This is a genomic window from Sphingomonas sp. TDK1 (genome assembly GCF_001650735.1).
In the GTDB taxonomy this organism is placed as follows: Bacteria; Pseudomonadota; Alphaproteobacteria; order Sphingomonadales; family Sphingomonadaceae; genus Sphingomonas.
The window spans coordinates 197,908-223,526 of sequence record NZ_LXVY01000034.1 but is presented as its reverse complement, the minus strand read 5'-3'; the positions used below and the strand labels follow the sequence as shown (position 1 = coordinate 223,526).

The window sequence follows — 25,619 nt, the reverse complement described above, 5'->3', positions numbered from 1 at the left end:
TGAGGAAAGGTTAGCTTGGAGTCCCTAGGAGGCGCACCGGAGGTCTGGCCAATCTCTTGACATGAGCGTCGCAATTGGTCAGGCCAGCGGCAACAAACAGCCTATAGAGGTAGCTCGATGAAGATCGTCTCGGCCAAGGTTATCGTGACCAGCCCCGGCCGCAATTTCGTGACGCTGAAGATCCACACCGATCAGGGCGTATACGGCATCGGCGACGGCACGCTCAACGGCCGCGAACTGGCGGTGGTCTCCTATCTCGAAGACCATGTCATTCCCTGCCTGATCGGCATGGACCCGCGCCGGATAGAGGATATCTGGCAGTATCTGTATAGGGGTGCTTATTGGCGTCGTGGCCCGGTGACGATGCGCGCGATCGCGGCGGTCGACATGGCGCTCTGGGACATCAAGGGCAAGATGGCCGGCATGCCGGTTTACCAGCTGCTCGGCGGTCGAAGCCGCGACGGCGTGATGGTCTATGGCCATGCCAATGGCGCCGATATCGAGCAGACCGTCGAGGCGGTCGGCAAGTATATCGACCTGGGTTACAAGGCGATCCGCGCGCAGACGGGCGTGCCGGGTATCAAGGATGCCTACGGTGTCGGCCGCGGCACCATGTATTACGAGCCTGCCGATGCGGCGCTGCCCTCGGTCACCGGCTGGGATACGCGCAAGGCGCTAAACTATGTGCCCAAGCTGTTCGAGAAGCTCCGCGCTACCTATGGCTTCGACCATCACCTGCTGCACGACGGCCACCATCGCTACACACCGCAGGAAGCCGCCAATCTGGGCAAGATGCTCGAGCCCTACCAGCTTTTCTGGCTGGAGGACGTGACCCCGGCCGAGAATCAGGAAGCGTTCAAGCTCATTCGCCAGCACACCGTTACCCCGCTGGCAGTGGGCGAGATCTTCAACACGATCTGGGACGCCAAGGACCTGATCCAGAACCAGCTGATCGATTATCTGCGTGCGACCGTGGTCGGCGCCGGCGGCCTTACGCATCTGCGCCGCCTGGCCGATCTCGCCAGCCTGTATCAGGTCCGCACCGGCTGCCATGGCGCGACCGACCTGTCGCCGGTGACGATGGGCTGCGCGCTCCACTTCGACACTTGGGTCCCGAACTTCGGCATTCAGGAATATATGCGCCACTCCGACGAGACCGATGCGGTGTTCCCGCACGACTATCACTTCGACAAGGGCTATCTGTTCTGCGGCGAGGCACCGGGTCACGGGGTCGACATCGACGAGGACCTCGCGGCGAAATATCCCTACAAGCCGGCCTATCTGCCGGTCGCTCGCCTCGAAGACGGGACGATGTGGAACTGGTGAGCCGTGCCGGGGGCGGCGCTCCCGTCGCCCCGCTGTTCTGATCAAGAAAAAGGCGGCCGTGGAACTCCATGGCCGCCTTTTTCATGTGCCGTGGGAAGTCTTAGTCCTTCCAGGCCCACCAGAGCTGGGCCGGCGGAATGTTCCACCATTCCATCTCGTGCTCAATATTGTCCCAGTGCGGCGTCAGGAAGTTCCGGACATTGGGGTTATACTGGTAGACTAGGAACGCACCGCCTGGCCGCAAGATATCGCGCGTCGCCTTGGCGATAGCATCGCCGATGCCGTCGGGTAGCGTCGAGAAGGGCAGACCGGAGGCGATATAGTCCGCTTGCTCGAAGCCGTTGTCGCGAATGATTTTCTGCACGTCCGCCGCCGAGCCGAGGACAGCGACGAAGCGTGGATCGTCAATCGACTGGCGCAGATAGCGGATGAAATCGGGGTTGGTGTCGATCACGATCAGCTTGCCGTCGGGCGCGAGGTGCTCGAGGATCGGGCGGCTGAAGGTGCCGACGCCGGGACCATATTCGACGAATAATTTGGTGTTCGCCCAATCGACCTTGCTCAGCATGCGGCGAATCAGCCGGCCCGAGGATTGGGCGACAGCACCGACCATCACCGGCCGCTTCAAGAATTGCTGCAGGAAGAACATCGTCGGCGAGGGCACACCGGCGGGGCGGCTGCGGCGGGCGCTGCGGCGCTTTGCGGTGGCGGTCGAGGGGGGCATGGGCTTCCTTACGAAAATATTACGCTTCAGGGACATCGGTTGCGCAAATTCGGGCGGATATGCAAGCGACCGTCGTCGAAAAGGATCCCGATCCTGGCCATGGCAACAACGTCGTTGGCAAGCTTTGTTGCCCTGCCCTTGGTCGCTTCGCAGGATACGCTAGGAAATCGGCTGTAGCGCGGTTACATCTGTCACCATGACATCGCTCGATAAGCCCCCGGTCGGCACCTCGACGGTGAAGTGGCGTTTCCCCGATATCCACCCCGAAGGCCGCAAATATGTGCTGATCGTCGCTGCGGTCGCACTGCTTAGCCTCTGGGTCTGGGACGTCCTCACCTGGCCGCTCCTGTTCCTGACCTTAGGCGTCGCCGCATTCTTTCGCGATCCCGTGCGGGTGACGCCCGTGGCCGAGGGCGTGCTCGTCGCGCCCGCCGACGGCCTCGTCACCATGATCCAGCGCGTGGCGCTTCCGCCCGAACTGGCCGGGCCGCATGCCCTCGGCAGCGCTCCAATGGTGCGCGTGTCGATCTTCATGAGCGTGTTCGACGTGCATGTTAACCGCACGCCGATCACCGGCACCGTTCGGCACGTCATCTACATTTCCGGCAAGTTCATGAACGCCGACCTGGACAAGGCGAGCGATGAGAATGAACGCCAGCACCTCGTTGTCGAGGATCGTGACGGCGTGCGCATCGGTTTCACCCAGATCGCCGGCCTCGTCGCGCGCCGCATTGTCGCCTTTGTGAAGCCGGGCGACATGGTGGTTGCCGGGCAGCGCATCGGCTTGATCCGCTTTGGAAGCCGCGTGGACGTGTTCCTGCCCGAGGAATATGGCGCGCAGGTCGTGCTGGGTCAGCGCACCGTCGCCGGCGAGACGATCATTGCCCGCCGTGACGTCCCGAATGCGACTGGAGTAGCGCAATGAGCGATCTTCGCCCGCGCGTTCGGCGCGGGTTGGGGCGTCGGCCGTCGCTGCCGCGCGGCATTCCGCTTCGCGCGGTGCTTCCCAACGCCGTTACCGCGCTTGCCCTTTGTTCCGGTCTTACCGGCATCCGTTTCGCTATCCTGGGCAACTGGGAAGCGGCAGTGTTGATGGTGCTGGCCGCCGCCGTCCTGGACGGTATCGACGGGCGCATTGCCAGGTTGGTGCGCGCCGAGAGCCGGTTTGGCGCCGAGCTTGACAGCCTTTCCGATGCGATCTCGTTCGGAGTAGCGCCGGCGCTGATCCTTTACCTCTGGTCGCTGCAAGCGCTTGGCCGGTTCGGCTGGCTGGTCGCGCTGCTGCACGCGCTCTTTTGTGCGCTGCGGCTCGCGCGCTTCAATGCGCAGATCGACCTTGCCGAACAACCCCACAAATCCGCGGGGTTCCTCACCGGCGTTCCCGCGCCGGCCGGTGCCGCGCTCGCATTGACGCCACTCTACCTCTGGCTGTGGACTGGTGAACCAGTAGTGCGGGAGCCTGTAGTGATCGCCCTATGGACGGTGCTGATCGCAATCCTGATGGTTTCCAGCGTCGCCACCTTCGGCCCGAAGATCCGACTTCGCCAGAATGTCCGCTTCGAGGCGATTGCCGCAATTGTCGCGCTGACTGCGGCGCTCGTATCGGCGCCCTGGACGACATTGGCGATCGTGGCGATTGTCTACCTCGCCAGTATCCCGCTCAGCATGCGGTCCTACCGTCGGATCAAGCGGCTGCGCGCTGCGGGCGGGGACGCGGCATCCGTGCCGGGACCCACCGTACTCTGACGTGCGACAGGCGTGGCGACGGCGCGGGAAGCGCCACCGGCCGCGCCATGCCGAATAGCTCAGCAAAACGGTGGAGCTGTGGATGAACGCTTGCGTATAGCGTCCAACATGCAGCCACAAGAGACGATCCGAACAGAAAAAAGACAGAGAATCCAGTCATTACCCGGCTCCTGATCTTCAACGCCGATCCCAGCGGAACCCAAGATCCTCGAACCGCCGAGAGTCTATGCTGTTCCATCGATCGCGTTCTAACCGCTGTATGTTCTATTTCCGTTCCCTCGTCAAGCGATGTTCCAATAATGTTCCAGCTTGTGCCGGTCCGCACAATCGACTAAGCGGCCCGCCTCAACCCCGCATGGGAAGCGTCATAACCCGGTGTCCGGCTTTGTCTGGATTCCTGCTTCCCAGAGGACCAACCGGAAGGAGTTATCCCTATGGCGGCACCCGTCGTCTCCATGCAGCAGCTGCTCGAGTCGGGCGCGCACTTCGGTCACCAGACCCACCGCTGGAACCCGAAGATGAAGCCCTACATCTTCGGTGAGCGCAACGGCGTTCACATCATCGACTTGTCGCAGACCGTTCCGCTCTTCGCGCGCGCCCTCGAGTTCGTAAGCTCCACCGTCGCCGCCGGCGGCAAGGTGCTGTTCGTCGGCACCAAGCGCCAGGCGCAGGAGCCGATCGCCGACGCCGCGCGTCGTGCGGGCCAGCATTTCGTCAACCACCGTTGGCTGGGCGGCATGCTCACCAACTGGAAGACCATCAGCAACTCGATCAAGCGCCTCAAGACGCTCGAGGAGCAGCTTTCGGGCGACACGCACGGCCTCACCAAAAAGGAAGTGCTGCAGCTCACCCGTGAGCGCGACAAGCTCGAGCTGTCGCTTGGCGGCATCCGCGACATGGGCGGGATCCCCGACATCATGTTCGTGATCGACGCGAACAAGGAAGAGCTGGCGATCAAGGAAGCCAACACTCTCGGCATCCCCGTCGTCGCCGTGCTCGACTCGAACGTTTCGCCGGACGGCATTGCGTTCCCGGTCCCGGGCAACGACGACGCCAGCCGTGCAATTCGCCTCTACTGCGAAGCCATCGCCATCGCCGCGACCCGTGGCGGCCGCGAAGCGCTGATGCAGCAGGGCTACGACTTCGGTGCTGCCGAGCAGCCCCCGGTCGAGGAAGCGGTTGAGGCCGAGCGCCAGCTCGACGCCTGATCGCCTTCGTCATCGAACCGTAATCGGGGCGGGGCAGGGCGCACGCACTGCTCCGCCCGACTTTTAACTGAGGAATAGAGACATGGCCGAGATCACCGCAGCCGCCGTCAAGGAACTCCGCGAAAAGAGCGGCGCCGGCATGATGGATTGCAAGAAGGCGCTCTCCGAAACCAATGGCGACATGGAAGCCGCTGCCGATTGGCTGCGCGCCAAGGGTCTTGCCGCTGCCGCCAAGAAGTCAAGCCGCACCGCCGCTGAAGGCCTGGTCGGCTTGGCCGTTGCCGGCACCAAGGGCGTCGCTGTCGAGGTGAACTCGCAGACCGACTTCGTCGCGAAGAACGAGATCTTCCAGAGCTTCGTCCGCGAGACCACCGCGCTGGCACTGGAGGCCGGTGACGACATCGCCGCGATCAAGAGCGCCAAGATGGCGTCGGGCCAGACCGTCGACGAGACGCTGACCGCCAACATCGCCACCATCGGCGAGAATCAGGTGTTGCGGCGCGCCAAGAAGGTCGAAGTCGCCAAGGGCGCGGTGATCCCGTACGTCCACAACGCGGCGGCCCCGGGCCTCGGCAAGATCGGCGTGCTCGTCGCGCTCGAGTCGGAAGCCGGTGTCGACGTGCTCGAGCCGCTCGGCAAGCAGCTGGCGATGCACATCGCCGCCGCCTTCCCGCTGGCGCTGGACGAGAGCGGCCTGGACCAGGACGTGCTCGCCCGTGAGCGTGCGATCGCTGCTGAAAAGGCTTCCGAGAGCGGCAAGCCGGCCGAGATCATCGAGAAGATGGTCGATGGCGCGGTGAAGAAGTTCGCCAAGGAAAACGCCCTGCTCAGCCAGCTATTCGTGATGGACGGCAAGACTCCGGTGTCGGACGTCATCGCAAAGGCGGCGAAGGACTCGGGCTCGGCGATCGTGCTCAAGGACTATGTCCGCTTCCAGCTCGGCGAGGGCATCGAGAAAGAAGAGAGCGACTTCGCTGCCGAAGTGGCGGCGACTGCCGGTCTCACCAAGTAATCAAGCGCGTCGGGGAAGGCCGTTTCGGCGGCCTTTCTCCGGCATCCCCGCTTGTTCGCGCGGCGCGGCTCCTCTAGGGTCCGCGCCGCTTCGCTGTCCGCTTCTCAAGATTTCAGGAACCCCATGACCGTATCGACCTTCCGCCGCATTCTTCTCAAGCTGTCGGGGGAGGTCCTGATGGGCCAGGGTCAGTTCGGCATCGATCCCGAGACCTGCGAGCGTGTCGCGCTCGAGGTGAAGGAGGCCAAGGAAAGCGGCCTCGAAATCTGCATGACCGTCGGCGGTGGCAACATCTTCCGCGGCATCGCCGGTGCCGCGCAGGGCTTTGATCGCGCCAGCGCCGATTACATGGGCATGCTCGCCACTGTGATGAACGCGCTCGCCATGCAGAACGCACTCGAGAAGGTCGGCGTCGAAACGCGCGTGCAGTCCGCCATTCCGATGGCCAGCGTGTGCGAGCCCTATATCCGTCGCCGCGCCGAGCGGCACATGGAGAAGGGCCGCGTCGTGCTGTTCGCCGCGGGCACCGGTCTGCCGTTCTTCACCACCGACACGACGGCCGCGCTGCGCGCCGCAGAGATGAAGTGCGACGCGCTGTTCAAGGGCACCTCGGTCGATGGCGTGTACGACGCCGATCCCAAGAAGGTGCCGACCGCGAAGCGCTATGAGACGCTGAGTTACGACCGCGTCCTTGCCGACAATCTGAAGGTGATGGACGCCTCTGCCGTGGCCTTGTGCCGCGACAACCATATCCCGATCGTGGTGTTCAACATCCGCGGCGAGGGCAATCTCGCTTCGGTACTCCGGGGCGAGGGGACTTCCACCATCGTCCAGGACGCGGGCGCCGCGTAACCCCTGTACCCAAGCTTCAAGGAACGCCGAACATGGCCGCATATGACAAGGCAGATCTCGAGCGCCGCATGGCCGGCGCCGTGGAATCGCTCAAGCACGATCTGACCGGTCTCCGCACCGGCCGCGCCTCGACCACGCTGCTCGATCCGGTGACCGTCGAGGTCTATGGCTCGCACATGCCGATCACCCAGGTGGCGACCGTCTCGGCGCCGGAGCCGCGCATGCTCTCGGTGCAGGTGTGGGACAAGTCGAACGTCGGACCCGTAGACAAGGCGATCCGCTCGGCGGGACTCGGCCTCAACCCGATCGTCGATGGCCAGACGCTGCGCCTGCCGATCCCCGACCTGACCGAGGAGCGCCGCAAGGAGCTCGCCAAGCTCGCCAATCAATATGCCGAAAAGGCCCGTATCGCCGCGCGCAACGTGCGCCGCGACGGCATGGACAGCCTGAAGACCGACGAGAAGAAGGGCGTGTTCGGCGAGGACGAGCGCAAGCGCCACGAAACCGAGGTCCAGAAGATCACCGACGCGACGATCGCCGATATCGACGCAGCTGCCGCTGCCAAGGAAAAGGAAATCCTGGGCAAGTGATCCTGGCCGGGGGCTCTGGTGCGGCCGAAAGGGCAGGGCGCGGTGGCCGTTAAGCTGGCCTCCGCTTCGGGCGGGGGAACCCCGCCGCCCCGCCATGTCGCGATCATCATGGACGGCAATGGGCGCTGGGCGAAGAAGCGCCTGCTGCCGCGCGTTGCCGGCCATCGCCAGGGCGTGGAGGCGGTGCGCCGTGTCGCGCGCGCGGCGCGCACGCTCGGGATCGAAGTGCTGACGCTGTACGCCTTCTCCTCGGAGAATTGGCGGCGGCCGGAGGAAGAAGTGGGCGCGCTGATGGGGCTGCTGCGGCAGTTCCTCGAGCGCGAACTCGACGAGATTGTCGCGGACGGCGTCAAGCTGCGCGTGATCGGCGATTGGCGCCAGCTTTCTCCGGACCTGGTGGCGATGATCGACGCCGCGATCGCACGAACCGCCGTGAACTCCGGGCCGACGCTGGTGCTGGCGCTGAATTATGGCGCACAGGCGGAGTTGCTGGCGGCGGCGCGTCGATTGGCCGAGCAGGCGCGCGACGGTACCCTGGACCCAAACGCGATCGACGAGGCGCGGTTCGAGAGTGAGCTTGAGACGGCCGGGCTGCCGCCCCTGGATCTGATGATCCGAACCTCGGGCGAGCAGCGGCTCTCCAATTTCCTGTTGTGGCAGGCGGCCTATGCCGAACTGCTGTTTGTCGATACGCTCTGGCCCGATTTCGACGAGCACACGCTGGCTGATGCGCTTGCCCAGTTCGGACGGCGCCAACGGCGTTTCGGAGGCCTGTGAGCAAGAATTCAGATCTTCCGAAGCGTGCCGTGGTCGGAGTTGCGCTGGTAGGGCTCGCACTTGCCGCGTTGTGGGCTGGCGGCTGGGGCTTCTGGCTGGTCATCACGGTAATGGCCGTGTTGATGATCGGCGAATGGGCCCTGCTCGCGGGCGATGTCAGCAAGCGGCGGCTCACCCAATATGTGATGATGGTGCCGCTGGCGATCCTGAGCCCGGCTGCGTCTGGACCAGGGTTTCTGGCGCTGGGACTGATCTTTGGCGCCTTCTTTTTCGTCGCGATCGTTACGCGCAATAGCAAGCTCGCGGCGGGGCAGGTCTATGTCGGATTGCCCGTGCTGGCGCTGCTGCTACTCCGTGACCATCCGCAGGGCTTCGCCGCGACGCTCTGGTCGATGGCGATCGTCTGGGTTTGCGACAGCGGCGCCTATTTCGCCGGCCGTGCGATCGGCGGGCCAAAACTTGCTCCCGCGATCAGCCCGAACAAGACCTGGGCGGGACTGATCGGCGGCCTGCTCGCCGCGATCCTCTTTTCGGCCGCCTTCTCGGCGATCGCGCCAGGCAGCGCCATCGGCTGGTGGCTGGTCGCGGTATCGCCGGTCGTCGCTTTCGCGTCGCAGATCGGGGATCTGTATGAGAGCCATCTCAAGCGGGTGGCCGGCGTAAAGGATTCGAGCAATTTGCTGCCCGGCCACGGCGGTATTCTCGATCGACTCGACGGTCTGGTCTTCGCCGCCCCGGTTACGGCCTTGTTTTTTGCGATCCATCATCAGGTGGTAGTGGGAGGATACTGGTGGTGAAGCGCGTAACGGTGCTCGGGGCGACCGGCTCGGTCGGCACCTCGACGCTCGACCTGATCGAACGCAACCCGCACGCCTTCGAGGTCGTGGCGCTGACAGCAAACTGCGATGTCGAGAAACTTGCAGCTGCTGCGATCCGCACCCGGGCACGCTGTGCCGTGGTAGCGGACGAGACGTGTCTCCCGGCGCTGCAGGAGCGCTTGGCCGGGACCGGCGTCGAGGCGATGGGCGGTGCGCATTCGGTATGCGACGTGGCGCGCATGGGCGCCGACTGGACCATGGCGGCGATCGTCGGAACCGCCGGACTGAAGCCGGTAATGGCCGCCCTCGAGGCCGGCGGGACGGTGGCACTTGCGAACAAGGAGTCGCTGGTTTCGGCGGGCGAGGTCATGATGGCCGCGACACGCGCCCATGGTGCAACCCTGTTGCCGGTCGATTCCGAACACAACGCAGTATTTCAGTGTCTGGACCGCACCGCGCCCCGCGGCGTTCGGCGGATCATCCTAACCGCCAGTGGGGGGCCGTTCCGCGCCACGCCAAAGGCGGAGATGCGTGACATTACTCCGGCCCAGGCAGTGGCGCATCCCAACTGGTCGATGGGCGCGAAGATTTCGGTCGATTCCGCAACGATGATGAACAAGGGTCTTGAACTGATCGAGGCCTTCCACCTCTTCCCCGTCGCAGCGGAGCAGCTGGCGGTCCTCGTTCATGCCCAGTCCGTCGTCCATTCGATGGTGGAATATGTCGACGGGTCGGTGCTGGCCCAGCTCGGCACGCCCGACATGCGGACCCCGATCGCCTATGCGCTGGCATGGCCAGAGCGGATGGAGACACCGTGCCCGCCGCTCGACCTTGCCGCGGTGGGCAAGCTTGAGTTCGAAAACCCGGACCTCAATCGCTTTCCGGCGCTTGCGCTGGCGATGGATGCGTTGAAGGCGGGCGGGGCGCGGCCGGCGATCCTCAATGCGGCCAACGAAGTTGCTGTCGCGGCCTTTCTCGCGGGTCGTATCGGATTTCTTGAAATTGCCGCAATCTCTGCCGATACGCTTAGTCGCTATGACCCGGCCGCTCCGGACACGCTCGATGCCGTGCTGGCAATCGACGACGAGGCGCGGCACTTTGCGGCTGAGCGAGTGAAGGACTGCGTCGCTTGATCCAATCCCCCGGCATCCTGCTCACCATTCTGGCGTTCGCGCTGGTGATCGGGCCGCTCGTGTTCCTGCACGAGCTGGGACATTACCTGGCGGGCCGCCTCTTCGGTGTGAAGGCCGAGGAGTTCTCGATCGGATTCGGCCGCGAGATCGCGGGCGTTACCGATCGTCGCGGCACGCGCTGGAAATTCAGCCTGCTACCGCTTGGCGGCTATGTCCGCTTCGCCGGCGACATGAATCCGGCGAGCCAGCCCTCGCCTGCATGGCTGCAGCTCCCGGCGAGCGAGCGCGCCAAGACGTTCCAGGCCAAACCCCTTTGGCAGCGGGCGATCATCGTCGCAGCCGGACCGATCGCGAATTTTGTGGTCGCCATCGTCATCTTGTCGGCTTTCGCCTTCATGTTTGGCGAGAACCGCACGCCCTCTGTCGTGGGAACAGTATTGCAGGGCAGCGCCGCGGCGCATGCAGGGATCAAGCCGGGCGATCGCATCACGGCGCTGGGCGGAAGGCCCGTCGAGACCTACGCCGACATGGTGCAATTCACCCAGCTTCGTCCGAATGAGGCGGTGCGCATCGATCTCGTCCGCGGGGGTTCGTCGCAATCAGTCGACGCGGTGATCGGCAGCCGACTGGAACGCGACCGCTTTGGCAACGAATTCCGTATCGGTCAGCTTGGCATCGGGGCGGCGGGATCGGTGCAGGTGCCGGTCAGCCTTTTGGAGGCACCGCTGGTCGGCCTGCGCAACACCGCTGATATTGTCCGGATGACGGTGGACGGGCTTGGCCAGATCATCACGGGTCGCCGTTCGGTTTCCGAATTGGGTGGTCCGCTAAAAATCGCGCAGGTTTCGGGCGAGCGGCTTTCGATGGGGCCGATCGAGTTCGCGTTCCTCATTGCGCTCGTCTCCATTAACCTGGGATTCATCAACCTGTTGCCAGTCCCGGTGCTGGATGGTGGTCATCTCTTGTTCTACGCCGTCGAGGCCGTCCGCCGACGTCCGGTGGAGCCGCAGGTGATGGAATGGGCGTTCCGTGGCGGCATGCTTGCGATCCTCGCGCTCATGCTGTTCGTTACGCTCAACGATCTCGGTGCTTTCGGCGTTTGGAGGCATCTGGCCGGCTTGATCGGCTGAAGGGGTTCGTGCAGGGCGGCAATGTGCCGCGCGCGTTCCGGCAATATTTGGATTCCGACTGGGGTGGGATGGTGACTGCGATCAAGGCAAGCAATTTGGGCGCGCGGGCGACGGCTACGCTGTTGGCAGGTACGATCCTGTCGGGCGTTGTAGCGCCGGCAGAGGCGCAGACCGCGGCAAAGCCCGCGGCACCTGCGGCCCAGCCTCAGGCTGCACCCGCTCCGGCGACGCCGGCGGTGGTGCGCACGATCAAGTCGCTGCGGGTGGAAGGCTCGCAGCGTATCGAGCCGGAGACGGTGCTAAGCTACACGCGCCTCCGCGTGGGCGACAATTATACCAACGAGACGGTTGACCAGGCGATCAAGGATCTGCTCGCGTCGGACCTGCTCGCCGATGTGCAGATCGAGGGCGTCGAAAGCGGCAACCTGGTGCTTCGCATCCGAGAAAATCCGGTGATCAACCGCGTCGTCTTCGAGGGCAACAAGCGCCTCAAGCAGGACAAGATCGACAAGGAGATCAAGCTCAAGCCGCGCCAGATTTTCACCCGCACCGCGGTGCGTGCGGATATTGCGCGGATCATCGAGCTGTATCGCCGCCAAGGCCGCTTCGCCGCCCGCGTCGAGCCGAAGATGGTCAGCCTGGACCAGAACCGGGTCGACGTCATCTTCGAAATCCACGAGGGGGCCAAGTCCAAGGTCCGCCAGATCAACATCATCGGCAACGAGGTGTTCGGCGACAAGAAGCTGCGCGCGCAGATGGCCACCAAAGTCGCCAGCCTTTCGCACTTCCTCAGTTCGAACACGTCGTACGACCAGGACCGCTTGGCCTATGATCAGCAGAAGCTGCGGCAGTTCTACCTGACCAACGGCTATGCCGACTTCCGGGTGATCTCGGCGGTCGCCGAGCTGACGCCGGACAAGAAGGACTTCATCATCACTTATGTGGTGGAAGAAGGTCCTCGCTACAAGTTCGGCCCGGTAACGGTGGACAGCGCGATCCGCGACTTCGATGACAAGAAGCTCGCAGCCGCCCTGCCGATCAAGGAAGGCCAGTGGTACAACGCCAAGGCCGTCGAAGACACGGTCGAGCAGCTGAGCGAAACCGCCGGCCTGTTCGGCTATGCCTTTGCCGACGTTCGCCCCGATTTCCAGCGCAACAAGGATGCGCTGACGATGTCGATGAACTTCCACATCGGCGAGGCGAACCGCACTTATATCGAGCGGGTCGAGATCACCGGCAATCGCCAAACGCAGGACAAGGTGATCCGCCGCGAAATGCGCGTGGCCGAAGGCGATGCCTTCAACACCTTCCTGGTCAAGCGTTCGCAGGACCGCATCAACAGTCTCGGATATTTCCAGGACAAGTTCGAGATCGAGCGCAAGGAAGGCTCCGCGCCGGACCGCATCGTGCTCGGCGCGAACGTGGAAGAGAAGCCGAACGGTGAACTGACGCTGTCAGCCGGTTTCTCGAGTCTGGAGCGCTTCATTCTGCAGGCCTCGATCCGCCAGCGCAACTTCCGCGGCATGGGACAGACGGCGAGCATCTCGGCCGACTATTCGAGCTATTCGAAGTCGGTGGAACTTGGCTTCACCGAGCCGTATCTGTTCGACAGCAACATCGCGCTGGGCGCGACGATCTTCCGCCGTGACTATAACAGCTTTAATTTCGGCCTCAATAATACGCGCAACACGACGTACCGGCAGGTTTCTACCGGTTTCCAGCTCGTCGCTGGCCTGCCGTTGACGGAGTATTGGACGCTGTCCGCCCGTTATTACCTGGCGAAGGACGACGTCTCGCTCGACAAAAACACCTTCTACACGGACGGCAAGTGCGATCCGTTCCTGGCTGGCCGCTATTATTGTGAGGCAGTGGGCAATCGCCTGACGTCACTCGTCGGACTGTCGCTAATCTATGACAGCCTTAACAGCCGCCTCCGCCCGACCCGTGGCCAGCGCGTCTCGCTTGGTGTAGACGCGGCGGGCTTGGGCGGCGATGTCCACTATATCCGCGGTCGCGTCGACGGCGCGAAATACTGGGGCCTCGGCAAGGGCTTCGTCTTCTCGATGACCGGCGAGGGCGGCGTCATCAAGAGCCTTGACGGCACTGAAGTCCGCATCACCGACCGCTTCTACCTAGGCGAGCCGCAGTTCCGCGGCTTTGATATCCGCGGCGTCGGCCCGCGCGTGCAGCGCTACCAGTATACGGGGGATCCGGCGTCGGGCACGCAGGCGCTCGTCACCAGCCGCGATCAGATCGTCGACGATGCGCTGGGCGGCAAGGCCTATTACCTGACCAAGGCCGAACTGGAGCTACCGCTCGGATCGGGCGCAGCGGAACTGGGATTGCGACCATCGATTTACGTGCAGGCGGGTTCGCTCTTCTCGATCCGCCGTCCGCAGACGAACAATTACTTCCCGGCCTATATCGATCCCAAGACCGGCCTGCCGGGCATCAACAAGGACGGCTCACCCTCGCTGCTGCCGCGCCCGCTCAACGATACTGCCGGCAACGCGCTGTATACGGTGCCGACCGGCACCTTCCAGGGCCTGAACACCACCTGCACGATCGGCTATGCCGCGGCGGCGGGCCAGCCTTGCGTCGGTACGTCGATCAACAGCCGCGCGCTCAATTCGACGCCGATCTTCTACGAACAATATCGTGGCAGCACTGCGTCGCCCCGCATCTCGGTCGGCGTAGGCGTTAACTGGAATTCGCCGTTCGGGCCGCTGCGGATCGATCTTGCGAAGGCGATCGTAAGCCAGCCCGGCGACGACAAGAAGCTCATCACTTTCAACGTAGGGACTCAGTTCTAATGATGAAGAACCGTGTATTCGCGGCGGCGCTTGCCGCCTCCGCGGCGATGGCCGCTGCCGTGCCGGCCTCGGCGCAGGTTGCCGGCATCGCCACCATCAACACGATGGAGGTGATCACCCGTTCGAAGGCGTTCACCACCGCCGAGACGCAGCTGGACACCACCTTCAAGCCGGTTCGCGACCAGATCCAGGCGCGCCAGACCAAGTTCCAGACGGACGCACGCTCGCTGATCGCGACGATCGACACGAACAAGGACGGCCAGGTTTCTGAAGCCGAAGAGCAGGCCGCCGCCGCGCGCAAGGATCCGAACTACACCCAGCTCATGACCCTGCAGAACCAGGCAAATGAGGAAATCCAGAAGCTGCAGATGCCGTCGATCCTGGCGGAGCTGTTCGCGTTCGAAAAGATCCTGTCGCTGTACGACGCAGCGCAGATGTCGGTCGTCAACGCTCGCAAGGTCAACGTGATCCTGCAGCCGGAAGCGATCGTCTACGCGCCGGACGCCGTGGACATCAGCGACGCCGTCGTTGCCGAGCTCGACAAGACCCCGACCGTGGCGATCACGCCGCCTGCCAACTGGCAGCCGCAGCAGCGCACCCTGCAGTTCCAGCAGCAGGTGAACGAGCTGAAGCGTCGCGCCTATCAGCTCGCTGCTGCCCGCGCGCAGCAGCAACAGCAGCAGGGCGCCGCCGCCGCACCCGGTGCCGCCCGTCCGGCCGCCGCGCCTGCGACCAAGCCGGCCAAGCCCGAACCGCGGTGAGCGGCGAGGCGCAGGGGGGCAGCAACATCGGTCCGCTTGATATCGGGCGGGTGATGGCGGCGCTGCCCCACCGTTTTCCGATGCTGCTGGTTGACCGGGTCGAGGAGCTTATCCTCGACCAGTCGATCGTGGCGGTGAAGGCGGTGACGATCAACGAGTCGTTCTTCCAGGGGCATTTCCCTGGCCGTCCGATCATGCCGGGCGTGCTCACCGTCGAGGCGCTCGCTCAGGCTGCGGGCGTGCTGGCCGTGGAGTCGCTCGGGCTCGCCGGGTCTGGCAAGCTCGTGTACTTCATGGCGATCGATAACGTGAAGTTTCGCAAGCCCGTGGAGCCAGGCGTGTTGCTCAAACTCCATGTCGAGTTCGTGCAGAAGCGCTCGCGCGTCTGCAAGTTCGCGGGCAGGGCGCTGATCGACGGTGAACTGGCGGCCGAATGCGAATTCACGGCGATGATCGCCGATCCGCCCAGCGCGTAATCAAGGCCAAGGCCGGACCATGGACGCATTGACCTGGTTCGGCCTGTTCGCGGTGACGGCGATGTTGGTCACCTATGCGCTGGAGGCGCGTTCGACCTGGTGGGTGCTCGGCTTTGCGGGTGCCTGCCTGCTCGGTTCGGTCTATGGCTTTCTGCAGGGAGCTTGGCCGTTCGGGCTGGTCGAAGCCATCTGGTCGCTCGTCGCGCTCCGCCGCTGGTGGGGCATGCGGCAATGAGGTTGCGTTGGCGCCGAGGCTTTGCTAGGCGCGCGCATCCGCTGCCGGTCGGAAACCGGCGGCTTTTCCAAGGAATTCGATGTGAAGCAGAACACCCACCCCGATTATCACATGATCAAGGTGCAGATGACGGACGGCACTGTGTACGAGACGCGCTCCACCTGGGGCAAGGAAGGCGATCTCATGCAGCTCGAGATCGATCCGCTCGCGCACCCGGCCTGGACCGGCGGTCGCGGTCAGCTGCTCGACCAGGGTGGCCAGGTCGCGCGCTTCAACAAGCGCTTCGGCGGCCTCACGCTCGGCAAGAAATAAGCCATTCGGGCCGGGCGAAATCGTCCGGCCCAATAGCGTTGCGAAAGGCTCCCGCGTGCGATGGTGCGCCGGGGGCCTTTTTCGTGCGCCTGTGACTGGGGGTGGCGGAGAGAGTGGGATTCGAACCCACGGTGAGCTTGCACCCACGGCGGTTTTCAAGACCGCTGCCTTAAACCACTCGGCCATCTCTCCGGAATGAACGCGCCTAATCGACGTTGCGCGCGGGATCAATCGCTCTCGTGAAGATCCGTTGGTCGCCGAAGCAACGCGATTTCGTCGCGTTGCCCATGCGCGGGGGTTTCTGCGCGCGAAGTGCTGTGCAACAGCGGCGCTATGTCGCGTTCTCGTCTCTCCCGGATCGGGGGCTTTGTTCCTGCCCTTGCCCTCGCCATCGCCGCAGCGCCCGTACGCGCGCAGGATGATAGCGGATTTCAGGCCTATCTTCCGACGCTCGCCGCCCAGGCAGCTGCCGCAGGAGTGAGCCGCCGTACGATCGACTCGGTGGTTCCCACGCTCACCTACAATGCCCGGGTGGTCGAGCTGGATCGGCAGCAGCCGGAGAGCAGCCCGAATGCGCCGGTTCCCGCCTTCGCCCCCTACAAGGCGCGGCATGTCGACTTCGATCGTATTGCGCGTGGCCGTGCGGCCTATCTGCGGGCGCGGGGCAGATTGTCGGCGATCGAACGCGAGACGGGCGTACCCGAGTCGATCATGGTGGCGATCTGGGGGCATGAAACCAACTACGGCCGGGTAATGGGCGGGTTCGACCTGCCACGCGCGCTGGCGAGCCTCGCCTATGAGGGCCGTCGCCGTGTGCTTTTCACGGACGAGTTCATCGCGACGCTCAAGATGATCGATCGCGGTGTGCCTCGTGACAAGCTGATCGGCAGCTGGGCAGGGGCGTTCGGCGGTCCGCAGTTCCTGCCGAGTGTCTATCTACGGCTCGCGCGTGACGGGGATGGCGACGGGGTGGCCGATATTTGGAACAGCGATGCCGATACCCTGGCTTCGATCGGCAATTATTTCGTCAATGCGGGCTGGCGGCCCGGCGTCCCCTGGGGATTCGCTGTATCGGTGCCGTCGACGCTGGACCGCCGGCTGATCGCTAATCGGACCACAAGCCCACGCTGTTCCCGCGTGCACGGTCGCCAGAGCCAATGGAAGACGATGGCGGAATGGCGGGCGCTAGGGGTGAGCCCGCAGTCTCGCGCCTGGCCGGGCGACGATGTTTTGGCAACGCTGCTCGAGCCTGACGGGCAAGGTGCCACCGCCTATCTTCTCACTGGAAATTATCGCGTGATCCTCGACTATAATTGCTCGAATTTTTACGCTTTGTCGGTAGGCCTCCTAGCCGATGCCGTGGAACGCTAGACCGATCGCACTTGCCGTTGCGCTGTTTGTCGCAGCGAGCGCACACGCCCAGGACGCGGATCCGACCGCAGCCGCGACTGGCCCGCACGGCACGTCGCAGCTGCAGCTGAGCGAAGGGCGATACGATGCGGTAGGCTATGCCGCCGTACAGCCGCTTGGCGCCGCCGCCCTGGCAGTAAGCCCGGATCTTCCGGCAGAAAGCTATGCCGAGATAACTGCGCTCGATAGCGGCCGGACGATCCTCGTCCGTATCGCCGAAACTTCGGAAGCGCCGGGGGCTATCGCGGCAATCTCCGCGGGCGCAGCGAATCAGCTTGGGATCCCGTCAGACCGGCTGGCGCCGGTGCGAATTCGAGCGGTCCGCCCCTCGAGCGAGGACCAGGCGGCGCTACGCAGCGCGGGAGCCGCGCAGCAGCGGATCGATTCGCCCCCTGCGCTGCTGCGTGCGCTCCGGCTCCAGCTGCCACCGCGCCCCGAGCCGAGCGCCCCCCTGCCGCCACCGCCCTCGCAGCCAGATCCGACCGTCGACGTCATTCCGCACCGGCAAGCGGCCGACGTGGAACCGCCGAAACCCCGGCCCGTCACCAAGCCCGTTGCGCTGAAGCCCGCGCATGGCCGTTATCTGGTGCAGGTGGCCGCACTTTCTTCGTCGGCACGTGCGACTGCGCTTGCCCAAAAGCTACACGGCTTCGTAAAGGCAGGGGGCGGGCTCTATCGTGTCCACCTTGGCCCCTTCGCGACGGAGGCGGCTGCGGAGCGGGCGCGGGCAGAGGCCGTTCGGGCCGGGTTCGGAGATGCGCGCCGCACCTCGGTCCGATAGGGGTAACCTTTACGCGTTCTGGACCGATCATCATGAAGAAGCTCGCCGCCGCCTCGTTCCTGGCGCTCGCCATCGCCGCTCCGCTGCAGGCCGCCGGCCCGGATTTCCCGACGCCCGCACCGATCGCCTATATGGAGGACATGTCCTCGGGCGCGATCCTGTTCGCCAAGGATGCCGATCGCCGCATGCCGCCGGCCTCGATGGCGAAGATGATGACGGTCTATGTCGCGTTCGACCTGATCAAGAAGGGCGAGCTCAAGCTCGACCAGAAGATCGAGGTGCGGCCCGAGACCTGGAAGAAGTGGCATTCGCAGGGCTCGACCATGTTCCTCGGCGTCGGCGAGCAGCCGACCGTGGCGGACCTGCTCAAGGGCATCGTGACGCTCTCGGGCAACGACGCCTGCGTCGTGCTGGCGGAGGGCATCGCCGGCACCGAGGAGGGATTCGTCAACCTGATGAACGATCGGGCCAAGAAGATCGGCCTCACCAACAGCCATTTCGGCACGTCGAACGGCTGGCCGGACGAAGGCCGCACCTATGTGACTGCGCGTGACCTGGCGCACCTCGCCGCCGCGACGATCCGTGACTTCCCCGATCTCTACAAGTCCTTCTACTCGCTGCCGAGCTTTACCTGGGGCAAGACCCTGGGCGCCGGCGCTGCCATCGAGCAGGGCAATCGTGATCCGCTGCTCGGCAAGGTACCGGGTGCAGACGGGCTCAAGACCGGCCACACCGAGGAAGCCGGCTATGGCTTTACCGGCTCGGCCGAGCAGAATGGCCGCCGCCTAGTAATGGTGCTGGCCGGGGTCAGCAGCTACAGCGCCCGCGCCGACGAATCCGTGCGCTTCATGCGCTGGGGCTTTGCCGCCTGGAGCACCAAGCCGGTGGTGAAGAAGGAGCGCACCGTCGGCACCGTCGACGTGCAGGGCGGCACCGCCAACAAGGTGGCCGTCGTGGCGCCGCGCGATCTCAACATCACGCTTCCTTCGGGTTTGAGCCCCAAGCTCGCCGGCAAGATCGTCTATCAGGGCCCGGTCAAGGCCGGCTTCAAGAAGGGCGACCATATTGCCGACCTGATCATCGAGGGCGAAGGCATGCCGCAGCAGGTGCTGCCGCTGGTGGCCGCCGAGGATGTCGGCCAAGCAGGCTTTTTCGGCCGTGCCTGGGCTGGCCTGATGTCGCTGCTCCACCTGGCCTGATCGCCTTGGCAAACGCCTTAATCGGCAATCAAGCCGCCCGTGACGCGCTCGCCGCCGCCATGGCGAGCGGCGCTTTGCACCATGCCTGGCTAATCGCCGGGCCGGAAGGTGTGGGGAAGGGGGCCTTCGCCCGCATCGCCGCGGCGCGCATGCTGGCCGAGGCCGCCGAGCCCGACCGGCTGATGCCCGGCTGGGACGTGCCGGAGAGCACCCGCACCGCCAGCCTGATCGCTGCAGGCAGCCACCCGGACCTCAAGATGCTCGCCCGGCTGCCCAAGGACGCCGACAAGCCCGACGAGGCACTCGCCCGCTCTATCACCATCGCGCAGGTGCGCAGCCTCCAGCCGCTGTTCGCGACCAAGCCGTCGCTGAGCCCGCGGAGGGTGGTGATCATCGACGCGATCGACGATCTCGAGCGTGCCGGCGCCAATGCGCTGCTCAAGAACCTGGAGGAGCCGCCGGCGGGCACGATTTTTCTGCTGGTGAGCCATGCGCCCGACCGCTTGCTGCCGACCATCCGCTCGCGATGCCGGCTACTTCGCTTCGAGCCGCTGAGCGATACCGAGACGACCACGGTGCTGCGCCACCAGACCCCCGATGCGAGCGAGATCGAGATCGCGGCGCTGGTCGAGGCGGCCGAGGGCTCGCCGGGCCGCGCGCTGCGCTTCGCCGGCCTCGACCTCTCGGCACTGGAATCGGACATGGCGTTGCTTGCCGAGCGCGGCGACCCCGACAATGCCGTGCGCACCCGGCTCGGGCGTCAGCTCGGCGCCAAGGCGGCGCAACCGCGCTACGAGGCGTTTCTGGAGCGCGCGCCAAGTTTCATTGCGGCCCGCGCCAAGCGGCTGGAGGGCGAGGCGCTGCGCACGGCCCTCGACGCGTATGTCGCCGCACGCGAGCTTGCCGGCGCGGCGCTGGGACTGTCGCTCGACGCCACCGCGACCGTGTTCGAGATGAGCGGCATCCTCGCCCGCCTCGCTCGGCGCTAAGCGTACAGGTTGCCCGTTGCTGCGCCGCATCCTAAAGCGGCGGGCATGGCTGACCCCTTCTACATCACCACCGCGATCCACTATCCCAACGGCAAGCCGCATATCGGCCATGCCTATGAGATGATCGCCGCCGACGCGATCGCGCGCTTCCAGCGCCAGCAAGGTCGCGACGTGTTCTTCCAGACCGGCACCGATGAGCATGGCCTCAAGATGGTGCAAACCGCCCGCGCTCGAGACATGACGGCGCGCGAACTCGCCGATGAAATGTCGAGCTATTTCCGTGTGATGGCGGACAAACTCGATATTTCGTGCGATCGTTTTATTCGGACCTCGGAAGCAGATCACTACCGCGCCAGCCAGGCGATCTGGGAAAAGATGGCGGCCAAGGGCGACCTGTATCTCGATCGCTACGAGGGCTGGTATTCGGTCCGCGACGAGGCGTTCTACGAAGAGAAGGAACTGCAGGAAGGGGAAGGGGGCCAGAAGCTCTCACCCCAGGGCACGCCGGTGGAATGGACCAAGGAGGAGACCTGGTTCTTCCGCCTGTCCAAATACCAGCAGCCCTTGCTCGACTTCTACGCCGCCAATCCCGACTTCATCCGCCCGGACTCGCGCCGCAACGAGGTGTTGCGCTTCGTCGAGGGCGGGCTGGTCGATCTTTCGGTCAGCCGCACCAGCTTCGACTGGGGCGTGCCGGTGCCGGGCTCGCCGGGCCATGTGATGTATGTCTGGGTCGACGCGCTAACCAACTATCTGACCGGCGCGGGCTTCCCCGACGATGCCGAGCGGCTGGCGCGCTACTGGCCCGCCGATCTGCATCTGATCGGCAAGGACATCGTCCGCTTCCATACCGTCTACTGGCCGGCCTTCCTGATGTCCGCGGATATCGCGCTGCCGAAACAGGTGTTCGGCCACGGCTTCCTGCTCAACCGCGGCGAGAAGATGTCTAAGTCGGTCGGCAACGTCGTCGACCCGATGGAATTGGCGGAGACTTACGGCGTCGATGCGCTGCGCTATTTCCTGCTGCGCGACGTCAGCTTCGGCCAGGACGGCACGTTCAGCGACGAGGCGATCGTCACCCGCGCCAATGCCGATCTCTCGAACAGCTTCGGCAATCTCGCCCAGCGCACGCTGAGCTTCATCGCCAAGAATTGCGAAGGCACCGTCCAGGCGGGTCGCGCCGAGGATGCCGATGCGGTGCTGCTCACCGAGGTCGACACCGCCTGCGCAGCCTTCACCCGTGCGTTCCAGGATCTGGCGCTCAGCCAGGGCGTCGAAGCCTGGATGACCGGCGTGTTCGCCTGCAACCAGTATATCGATGCGCAGGCCCCCTGGACCCTCCGCAAGACAGATCCCGAGCGCATGCATGCGGTGCTCGGCACGCTGCTTAAGGCGATCCGTCGCCTGGGCGTGACGATCGAGCCGGTGGTGCCGACCTCTGCGGCCAAGCTGCTCGAACAACTGGGCCCGGAGGGCGATGCGGACTTCAAGATCGCACCGCCCACCCCCATATTTCCGCGACTTGAACTGCAAAGCTCCGAGGACGCATGAAGCTCGCCGACAGCCATTGCCACCTGATCTACAAGGGCCTCGGCGAGCAGCAGCCCGAGGTGCTGGCCCGCGCCCGTGGCGCCGGCGTGGTGGCGATGCTCAACATCTCGACGCGCGAGAACGAGTGGGATCAGGTGATCGCCGTCGCAGAGCGCGAGGCGGATGTTTGGGCCAGCGTGGGCATCCACCCGCACGAGGCGGATACGCATCCCCATGTCGATACCGCGAAGCTGGTGGAACGCGCGCAGCACCCGCGCGTGGTCGGCATCGGCGAGAGCGGACTCGACTATTACTATGATCAAAGCGACCGCGATCGCCAGCGGGCGAGCTTCCGTGCGCATCTCGCGGCGTCACGCGAAACCCAGCTGCCGATCATCGTCCACACCCGCGACGCCGAAGAGGACACCGCCCAGATCCTGCGCGAGGAAATGGGGAAGGGGGCGTTTCCCGGCGTGATCCATTGTTTCACCGCTAGCCGCGCCTTTGGCGAGATCGCGTTGGAACTCGGTTTCTACATATCGATTTCCGGTATCGTGACGTTCAAGAATGCCAAGGACTTGCAGGAAACCGCGGCCGCGCTGCCGCTGGAGCGGCTGCTGATCGAAACCGATGCGCCGTTCCTCGCGCCGGTGCCGCATCGGGGCAAGACTGGCGAGCCGGCGTTCGTGGCGGACACGTGCAAGTTCCTCGCGCAGCTCCGCGGCGAGGATCCCGAAATGCTGGCCGAGGCGACGCGCGCCAATTTCCACGCGCTCTTCGACAAGACGCTGGCGTGACCGGGCAGGGGACCTGCCCTTGGCGCTGAGCATCCGCATTCTCGGATCGGGCACCTCCTCGGGCGTGCCCCGCATCGGCCCCGATTGGGGCGCTTGCGATCCGAAGGAGCCGCGCAACCGGCGCACGCGCTCCTCGGTACTGGTGCGCAGCGCCACCACGACGTTACTGGTCGACACCAGCCCGGACATGCGCGAGCAGCTGATCGCGGCGCAGGTCTCGGACGTCGATGCGGTACTATGGACCCATGACCATGCCGATCACTGCCATGGCATGGACGATCTCCGCCAGGTGATGCATGCCCGCAGCGGCACGCCCGTGCGCGGGCTAGCGCGGCCGTTCACCTTCGAACAATTTTTCATCCGCTTTCCCTATATCTTTGAAGGAAGGGGGAAATACTATCCGCCGGTGGTCGCTCTGGAGACGATGCCGGACAGTTTCACGATCGGCGACATCGCGGTGCGCGTCGCCGACCAGCCGCATGGCGGGATCACCTCGGCCGGCCTGCGCTTCGAAAGCGGTGGCAAGGTCATCGCCCATGCCACGGATTTCCATGAAATGACCGCGGACATGCGGCAGCTCTACACCGGCCTCGACGTCTGGGTAGTCGACGCGCTGCGCCGCGCGCCGCATCCGACGCATCCGCACTTAGGCGAAGTGCTGGGCTGGATCGAGGAACTGCGCCCGGTGCGTTCAGCGCTGGTGCACATGGACCACAGCATGGACTATGCGACGCTCGCCGCCGAACTGCCCGCCGGTGTCGAGCCGGGCTATGACGGGCTGGAGCTGCACGCGTGAACGGATCCGACGGCGTGAACATGGTCTGGCTGATCGGCGCGCTGGTGCTGGTGGTCAGCGCGCTGTCCGTGCGACGGATCGGCTTCGGGCTGTTCCTGCGGACGCTGCTCGGCTGGGCGGCGATCGTGCTGCTGGTGCTGTTCGCCGTCGGGCATCGCTACGAATTGGCGGCGGCCTGGTCGTCGCTGAGTGCCAAGCTCGGCCTCGAGGACCAGCGGGTCGAAGGCGACACGGTGCGGATCCGGATGAGCCCGGACGGCCATTTCTGGGCGCGCGTGACGCTCAACGGCGCCGAGCGCCGGATGCTGATCGACAGCGGCGCGACGGTCACGGCTATTTCGGAGCAGACGGCGCAGAAAGCGGATGTGACCTTGTCCGACGGATTGCCGGCGATCATCGAAACGGCAAATGGCAGCGTCGCTGCGCGCCGAGGCCGTATCGCTACGGTGTCGCTCGGACCGCTCAAGATGCGAGACCTGGGCGTGGTGGTATCTCGGAATTTCGGGGACCTGGACGTGCTCGGGATGAATTTCCTGTCGCGGCTGCATAGCTGGCGTGTCGAAGGAAACGAGCTGGTGCTGGAGCCGAAGGCGACGACACCGGCAGGCTGAAAGCTCACGAACGGCACAGAAGTCCTGAGCACCACATTTACATAATGTAGATTATCGACCTCTTGTTTGATGCCGGGGCGGATTCCAAATCGAAGTGCGAAAACCTAGGTAATCTCCGGTGTTCAGCCGCTCGCGAGGTTCGCAGTGCGACCCATTATCAGCATCTGGATCTGATTGACCGGCCACTTCTCAACACATCCAAGTCAAGCGCCAGAGCCACAGTCGAAGAGCCGAAGTCGTCCACGACGACCATGTAGGCTTGCATGCCGACGACGCCCCGGCGCCGATGCCGACAATCTACACTCGCAGAGAGCGTCGCGCATCCGGTGCGAGACGTATCGCCGGTAAAGCTCGAAATACCCTCGCAACCGGGAAAGCCCTTCTCGGCTACGCTCGCGATCTATCGTACGCGATCGTCGCCTCCGCCATCGCCTGCTCTTGCGCTAGCGCCCATGAACAAAGCGCCTGAAAGGGTTCTCGAAGCGAGTGACCTAAGGGGGTGATGGCATAGACGACGCCGATCGGGGCGGTCGGGATAACCGTGCGCGTGACCAGTCCGTGACGTTCCAAGCGTTTCAGAGCGTCCGCAAGTGACTTGTGCGTGATGCCGTCGAGCCGTCGTTTGATCTCGTTGAAGCGCGCCGGTTGCGGGCACAGCACGGTCAGGATCATGATTGTCCATTTGTCCGCGATTTTGTCCAGCACGGGGCGGATGCGGGGTACGTCCATCATCGCCTGATTTGACAGGGTATGTAGATCGGTTTCGTCCGGCATATCTACGCTACTCCAGATGCGTTCTTGATATCAGATATGTCTCGTATATCTGGATCGCCGTCTCAAATGGAAAGACGGATGATGGCAAGAATGACGAACACGGTCGCGGTGGTGATCGGCGGGGCCAGGGGGATCGGCTTCGCGACGGCCCGCCGGCTCGCAAACGAGGGCGCGACGGTGGTTTTGACCGGCCGCCGGGCCGACGAGGTCGCCGCCGCAGCCGCGACCATCGGTTCGTCGGCGCACGGCATCCAGGCCGACGCGGCAGGCCAGATCGACCTCGAGCAGGTCATGACCGAGGTCGAGCGTCTCCACGGACGGATCGACGCCTTGGTGCTGAACGCCGGCGTGTCCGAACCGGCGAAGATTTCCGAGGAAACGGGCGAACATTTCGACCGACATTTCGCGGTCAACGTCCGCGGCGCGCTGTTCGCCATCCAGGCTGCGCTGCCCGTGCTGCGCGACGGGGCATCGGTGGTGCTGGTCGGCTCGATTGCAGACGTCATGGGTGTGACGCCATTCAGTACCTATGGAGCAACAAAGGCGGCGTTGCGCTCCTATGCGCGTAGCTGGGCGGCTGAACTTGCGCCGCGCCGCATCCGCGTCAACGTCGTCGCGCCGGGACCAACCGACACAGACATGATGACGGCGGTGTCCGAAGAGATGCGGCGGGCGCTGATCGCCCCCATTCCGCTAGGCCGCATGGCGCATGTCGACGAGGTGGCTTCTGCGGCGGTATTTCTGCTCAGCCAAGACGCCAGCTTCATCACCGGCGCCGAACTGAGCGTCGACGGCGGTATGCGTCAGGTATAGCGTGAC

General features: G+C 64.6%; 27 protein-coding genes and 1 tRNA gene. 25 read left to right on the top strand and 3 right to left on the bottom strand.

The features are described from left to right. Positions 1 to 117 precede the first annotated feature (117 nt). The gene (gene manD, locus A7X12_RS17720; protein ID WP_064312769.1) at positions 118 to 1,326 is read left to right on the top strand and encodes a D-mannonate dehydratase ManD; all 1,209 of its coding nucleotides are present in this window, start codon (positions 118 to 120) and stop codon (positions 1,324 to 1,326) included. Between the two features lie 100 nt (positions 1,327 to 1,426). Here the strand turns inward: manD and A7X12_RS17715 are convergent, their stop codons facing one another. Beyond that, complete coding sequence (locus A7X12_RS17715) at positions 1,427 to 2,050, bottom strand: class I SAM-dependent methyltransferase (RefSeq protein ID WP_064312768.1); 624 nt, start codon at positions 2,048 to 2,050, stop codon at positions 1,427 to 1,429. A gap of 196 nt (positions 2,051 to 2,246) precedes the next feature. On the opposite strand from A7X12_RS17715, the gene A7X12_RS17710 reads away from it, so the two are divergent. The 15 genes from A7X12_RS17710 to rpmE all read left to right on the top strand — a co-directional run bounded on the left by A7X12_RS17710 (position 2,247) and on the right by rpmE (position 15,913). Then, entirely contained in the window at positions 2,247 to 2,975 is a 729-nt protein-coding gene (locus A7X12_RS17710) for a phosphatidylserine decarboxylase (RefSeq protein WP_064312767.1), read from the top strand. Continuing rightward, positions 2,972 to 3,796 (top strand): CDP-diacylglycerol--serine O-phosphatidyltransferase, encoded by an 825-nt coding sequence (pssA, locus tag A7X12_RS17705; protein WP_064312766.1) that lies wholly within the window; start codon positions 2,972 to 2,974, stop codon positions 3,794 to 3,796. Before A7X12_RS17710 ends, pssA begins: the two co-directional genes overlap by 4 nt. A 434-nt stretch (positions 3,797 to 4,230) precedes the next feature. Further along, a complete protein-coding gene (gene rpsB / locus A7X12_RS17700; RefSeq protein WP_064312765.1) occupies positions 4,231 to 5,004 on the top strand; it encodes a 30S ribosomal protein S2 in 774 nt (257 codons plus the stop codon). Between the two features lie 82 nt (positions 5,005 to 5,086). Then, the gene (gene tsf / locus A7X12_RS17695) at positions 5,087 to 6,016 is read left to right on the top strand and encodes a translation elongation factor Ts (protein ID WP_064312764.1); all 930 of its coding nucleotides are present in this window, start codon (positions 5,087 to 5,089) and stop codon (positions 6,014 to 6,016) included. A gap of 123 nt (positions 6,017 to 6,139) precedes the next feature. Continuing rightward, positions 6,140 to 6,868 (top strand): UMP kinase, encoded by a 729-nt coding sequence (pyrH, locus tag A7X12_RS17690; protein ID WP_064312763.1) that lies wholly within the window; start codon positions 6,140 to 6,142, stop codon positions 6,866 to 6,868. 32 nt (positions 6,869 to 6,900) lie between these two features. Next, positions 6,901 to 7,458, top strand: a complete 558-nt coding sequence (gene frr, locus A7X12_RS17685) for a ribosome recycling factor (protein WP_064312762.1) — start codon at positions 6,901 to 6,903, stop codon at positions 7,456 to 7,458. Between the two features lie 42 nt (positions 7,459 to 7,500). After that, positions 7,501 to 8,235, top strand: coding sequence for an isoprenyl transferase (locus A7X12_RS17680; protein ID WP_443029309.1), 735 nt, complete (start codon positions 7,501 to 7,503; stop codon positions 8,233 to 8,235). After that, positions 8,232 to 9,032, top strand: coding sequence for a phosphatidate cytidylyltransferase (locus tag A7X12_RS17675; protein WP_064312760.1), 801 nt, complete (start codon positions 8,232 to 8,234; stop codon positions 9,030 to 9,032). Before A7X12_RS17680 ends, A7X12_RS17675 begins: the two co-directional genes overlap by 4 nt. Then, complete coding sequence (locus A7X12_RS17670; RefSeq protein ID WP_064313048.1) at positions 9,029 to 10,186, top strand: 1-deoxy-D-xylulose-5-phosphate reductoisomerase; 1,158 nt, start codon at positions 9,029 to 9,031, stop codon at positions 10,184 to 10,186. The genes A7X12_RS17675 and A7X12_RS17670 overlap by 4 nt, the downstream gene beginning before the upstream one ends. Next, a complete protein-coding gene (locus A7X12_RS17665) occupies positions 10,183 to 11,316 on the top strand; it encodes a M50 family metallopeptidase (protein ID WP_064312759.1) in 1,134 nt (377 codons plus the stop codon). Before A7X12_RS17670 ends, A7X12_RS17665 begins: the two co-directional genes overlap by 4 nt. A 68-nt stretch (positions 11,317 to 11,384) precedes the next feature. Further along, complete coding sequence (gene bamA, locus A7X12_RS17660; protein WP_084445734.1) at positions 11,385 to 14,129, top strand: outer membrane protein assembly factor BamA; 2,745 nt, start codon at positions 11,385 to 11,387, stop codon at positions 14,127 to 14,129. Beyond that, positions 14,129 to 14,890, top strand: a complete 762-nt coding sequence (locus A7X12_RS17655) for an OmpH family outer membrane protein (protein WP_084445681.1) — start codon at positions 14,129 to 14,131, stop codon at positions 14,888 to 14,890. The genes bamA and A7X12_RS17655 overlap by 1 nt, the downstream gene beginning before the upstream one ends. Then, a complete protein-coding gene (fabZ, locus tag A7X12_RS17650; RefSeq protein ID WP_064312757.1) occupies positions 14,887 to 15,366 on the top strand; it encodes a 3-hydroxyacyl-ACP dehydratase FabZ in 480 nt (159 codons plus the stop codon). The genes A7X12_RS17655 and fabZ overlap by 4 nt, the downstream gene beginning before the upstream one ends. A 19-nt stretch (positions 15,367 to 15,385) precedes the next feature. After that, a complete protein-coding gene (locus A7X12_RS17645; RefSeq protein ID WP_064312756.1) occupies positions 15,386 to 15,601 on the top strand; it encodes a hypothetical protein in 216 nt (71 codons plus the stop codon). An 81-nt stretch (positions 15,602 to 15,682) separates the two neighbouring features. Continuing rightward, positions 15,683 to 15,913, top strand: a complete 231-nt coding sequence (gene rpmE / locus A7X12_RS17640) for a 50S ribosomal protein L31 (protein ID WP_064313046.1) — start codon at positions 15,683 to 15,685, stop codon at positions 15,911 to 15,913. A gap of 102 nt (positions 15,914 to 16,015) precedes the next feature. Here rpmE and A7X12_RS17635 read toward each other — a convergent pair. Then, a tRNA-Ser gene (locus tag A7X12_RS17635) sits at positions 16,016 to 16,105 on the bottom strand. 141 nt (positions 16,106 to 16,246) lie between these two features. On the opposite strand from A7X12_RS17635, the gene A7X12_RS17630 reads away from it, so the two are divergent. Genes A7X12_RS17630 through A7X12_RS17595 form a run of 8 tightly spaced genes read left to right on the top strand, consistent with a single transcriptional unit; the run spans position 16,247 to position 24,026 of the window. Beyond that, entirely contained in the window at positions 16,247 to 17,284 is a 1,038-nt protein-coding gene (locus tag A7X12_RS17630; RefSeq protein ID WP_064312755.1) for a lytic murein transglycosylase, read from the top strand. Then, positions 17,268 to 18,104 (top strand): SPOR domain-containing protein, encoded by an 837-nt coding sequence (locus A7X12_RS17625; protein WP_064312754.1) that lies wholly within the window; start codon positions 17,268 to 17,270, stop codon positions 18,102 to 18,104. The genes A7X12_RS17630 and A7X12_RS17625 overlap by 17 nt, the downstream gene beginning before the upstream one ends. 32 nt (positions 18,105 to 18,136) lie before the next feature. Beyond that, the gene (locus A7X12_RS17620; protein WP_064312753.1) at positions 18,137 to 19,303 is read left to right on the top strand and encodes a D-alanyl-D-alanine carboxypeptidase family protein; all 1,167 of its coding nucleotides are present in this window, start codon (positions 18,137 to 18,139) and stop codon (positions 19,301 to 19,303) included. Between the two features lie 5 nt (positions 19,304 to 19,308). Continuing rightward, the gene (locus tag A7X12_RS17615) at positions 19,309 to 20,292 is read left to right on the top strand and encodes an AAA family ATPase (protein WP_084445679.1); all 984 of its coding nucleotides are present in this window, start codon (positions 19,309 to 19,311) and stop codon (positions 20,290 to 20,292) included. A 45-nt stretch (positions 20,293 to 20,337) separates the two neighbouring features. Further along, the gene (metG, locus tag A7X12_RS17610) at positions 20,338 to 21,843 is read left to right on the top strand and encodes a methionine--tRNA ligase (RefSeq protein ID WP_064312751.1); all 1,506 of its coding nucleotides are present in this window, start codon (positions 20,338 to 20,340) and stop codon (positions 21,841 to 21,843) included. Then, a complete protein-coding gene (locus A7X12_RS17605) occupies positions 21,840 to 22,619 on the top strand; it encodes a TatD family hydrolase (protein WP_064312750.1) in 780 nt (259 codons plus the stop codon). Before metG ends, A7X12_RS17605 begins: the two co-directional genes overlap by 4 nt. Before the next feature lie 19 nt (positions 22,620 to 22,638). Beyond that, a complete protein-coding gene (locus tag A7X12_RS17600) occupies positions 22,639 to 23,415 on the top strand; it encodes an MBL fold metallo-hydrolase (protein WP_198162070.1) in 777 nt (258 codons plus the stop codon). After that, complete coding sequence (locus A7X12_RS17595) at positions 23,412 to 24,026, top strand: retropepsin-like aspartic protease family protein (RefSeq protein WP_084445676.1); 615 nt, start codon at positions 23,412 to 23,414, stop codon at positions 24,024 to 24,026. The genes A7X12_RS17600 and A7X12_RS17595 overlap by 4 nt, the downstream gene beginning before the upstream one ends. A gap of 387 nt (positions 24,027 to 24,413) precedes the next feature. Here A7X12_RS17595 and A7X12_RS17590 read toward each other — a convergent pair whose 3' ends face one another. Continuing rightward, a complete protein-coding gene (locus tag A7X12_RS17590; protein WP_064312749.1) occupies positions 24,414 to 24,800 on the bottom strand; it encodes a winged helix-turn-helix transcriptional regulator in 387 nt (128 codons plus the stop codon). Positions 24,801 to 24,890: 90 nt separating this feature from the next. Between A7X12_RS17590 and A7X12_RS17585 the strand changes: the two genes are divergently transcribed. Beyond that, the gene (locus A7X12_RS17585; RefSeq protein WP_232318564.1) at positions 24,891 to 25,613 is read left to right on the top strand and encodes an SDR family NAD(P)-dependent oxidoreductase; all 723 of its coding nucleotides are present in this window, start codon (positions 24,891 to 24,893) and stop codon (positions 25,611 to 25,613) included. Positions 25,614 to 25,619: the final 6 nt, after the last annotated feature.

Coding starts and splice junctions, on each gene's coding strand:
- bamA (WP_084445734.1), top strand. CDS start 11,385: ATGGTGACTGCGATCAAGGCAAGCAATTTGGGCGCGCGGGCGACGGCT.
- A7X12_RS17710 (WP_064312767.1), top strand. CDS start 2,247: ATGACATCGCTCGATAAGCCCCCGGTCGGCACCTCGACGGTGAAGTGG.
- frr (WP_064312762.1), top strand. CDS start 6,901: ATGGCCGCATATGACAAGGCAGATCTCGAGCGCCGCATGGCCGGCGCC.
- A7X12_RS17715 (WP_064312768.1), bottom strand. CDS start 2,050: ATGCCCCCCTCGACCGCCACCGCAAAGCGCCGCAGCGCCCGCCGCAGC.
- A7X12_RS17620 (WP_064312753.1), top strand. CDS start 18,137: ATGAAGAAGCTCGCCGCCGCCTCGTTCCTGGCGCTCGCCATCGCCGCT.
- A7X12_RS17590 (WP_064312749.1), bottom strand. CDS start 24,800: ATGCCGGACGAAACCGATCTACATACCCTGTCAAATCAGGCGATGATG.
- A7X12_RS17630 (WP_064312755.1), top strand. CDS start 16,247: ATGTCGCGTTCTCGTCTCTCCCGGATCGGGGGCTTTGTTCCTGCCCTT.
- A7X12_RS17645 (WP_064312756.1), top strand. CDS start 15,386: ATGGACGCATTGACCTGGTTCGGCCTGTTCGCGGTGACGGCGATGTTG.
- pssA (WP_064312766.1), top strand. CDS start 2,972: ATGAGCGATCTTCGCCCGCGCGTTCGGCGCGGGTTGGGGCGTCGGCCG.
- pyrH (WP_064312763.1), top strand. CDS start 6,140: ATGACCGTATCGACCTTCCGCCGCATTCTTCTCAAGCTGTCGGGGGAG.
- A7X12_RS17605 (WP_064312750.1), top strand. CDS start 21,840: ATGAAGCTCGCCGACAGCCATTGCCACCTGATCTACAAGGGCCTCGGC.
- metG (WP_064312751.1), top strand. CDS start 20,338: ATGGCTGACCCCTTCTACATCACCACCGCGATCCACTATCCCAACGGC.
- A7X12_RS17655 (WP_084445681.1), top strand. CDS start 14,129: ATGATGAAGAACCGTGTATTCGCGGCGGCGCTTGCCGCCTCCGCGGCG.
- manD (WP_064312769.1), top strand. CDS start 118: ATGAAGATCGTCTCGGCCAAGGTTATCGTGACCAGCCCCGGCCGCAAT.
- rpsB (WP_064312765.1), top strand. CDS start 4,231: ATGGCGGCACCCGTCGTCTCCATGCAGCAGCTGCTCGAGTCGGGCGCG.
- tsf (WP_064312764.1), top strand. CDS start 5,087: ATGGCCGAGATCACCGCAGCCGCCGTCAAGGAACTCCGCGAAAAGAGC.
- A7X12_RS17625 (WP_064312754.1), top strand. CDS start 17,268: ATGCCGTGGAACGCTAGACCGATCGCACTTGCCGTTGCGCTGTTTGTC.
- A7X12_RS17585 (WP_232318564.1), top strand. CDS start 24,891: ATGACGAACACGGTCGCGGTGGTGATCGGCGGGGCCAGGGGGATCGGC.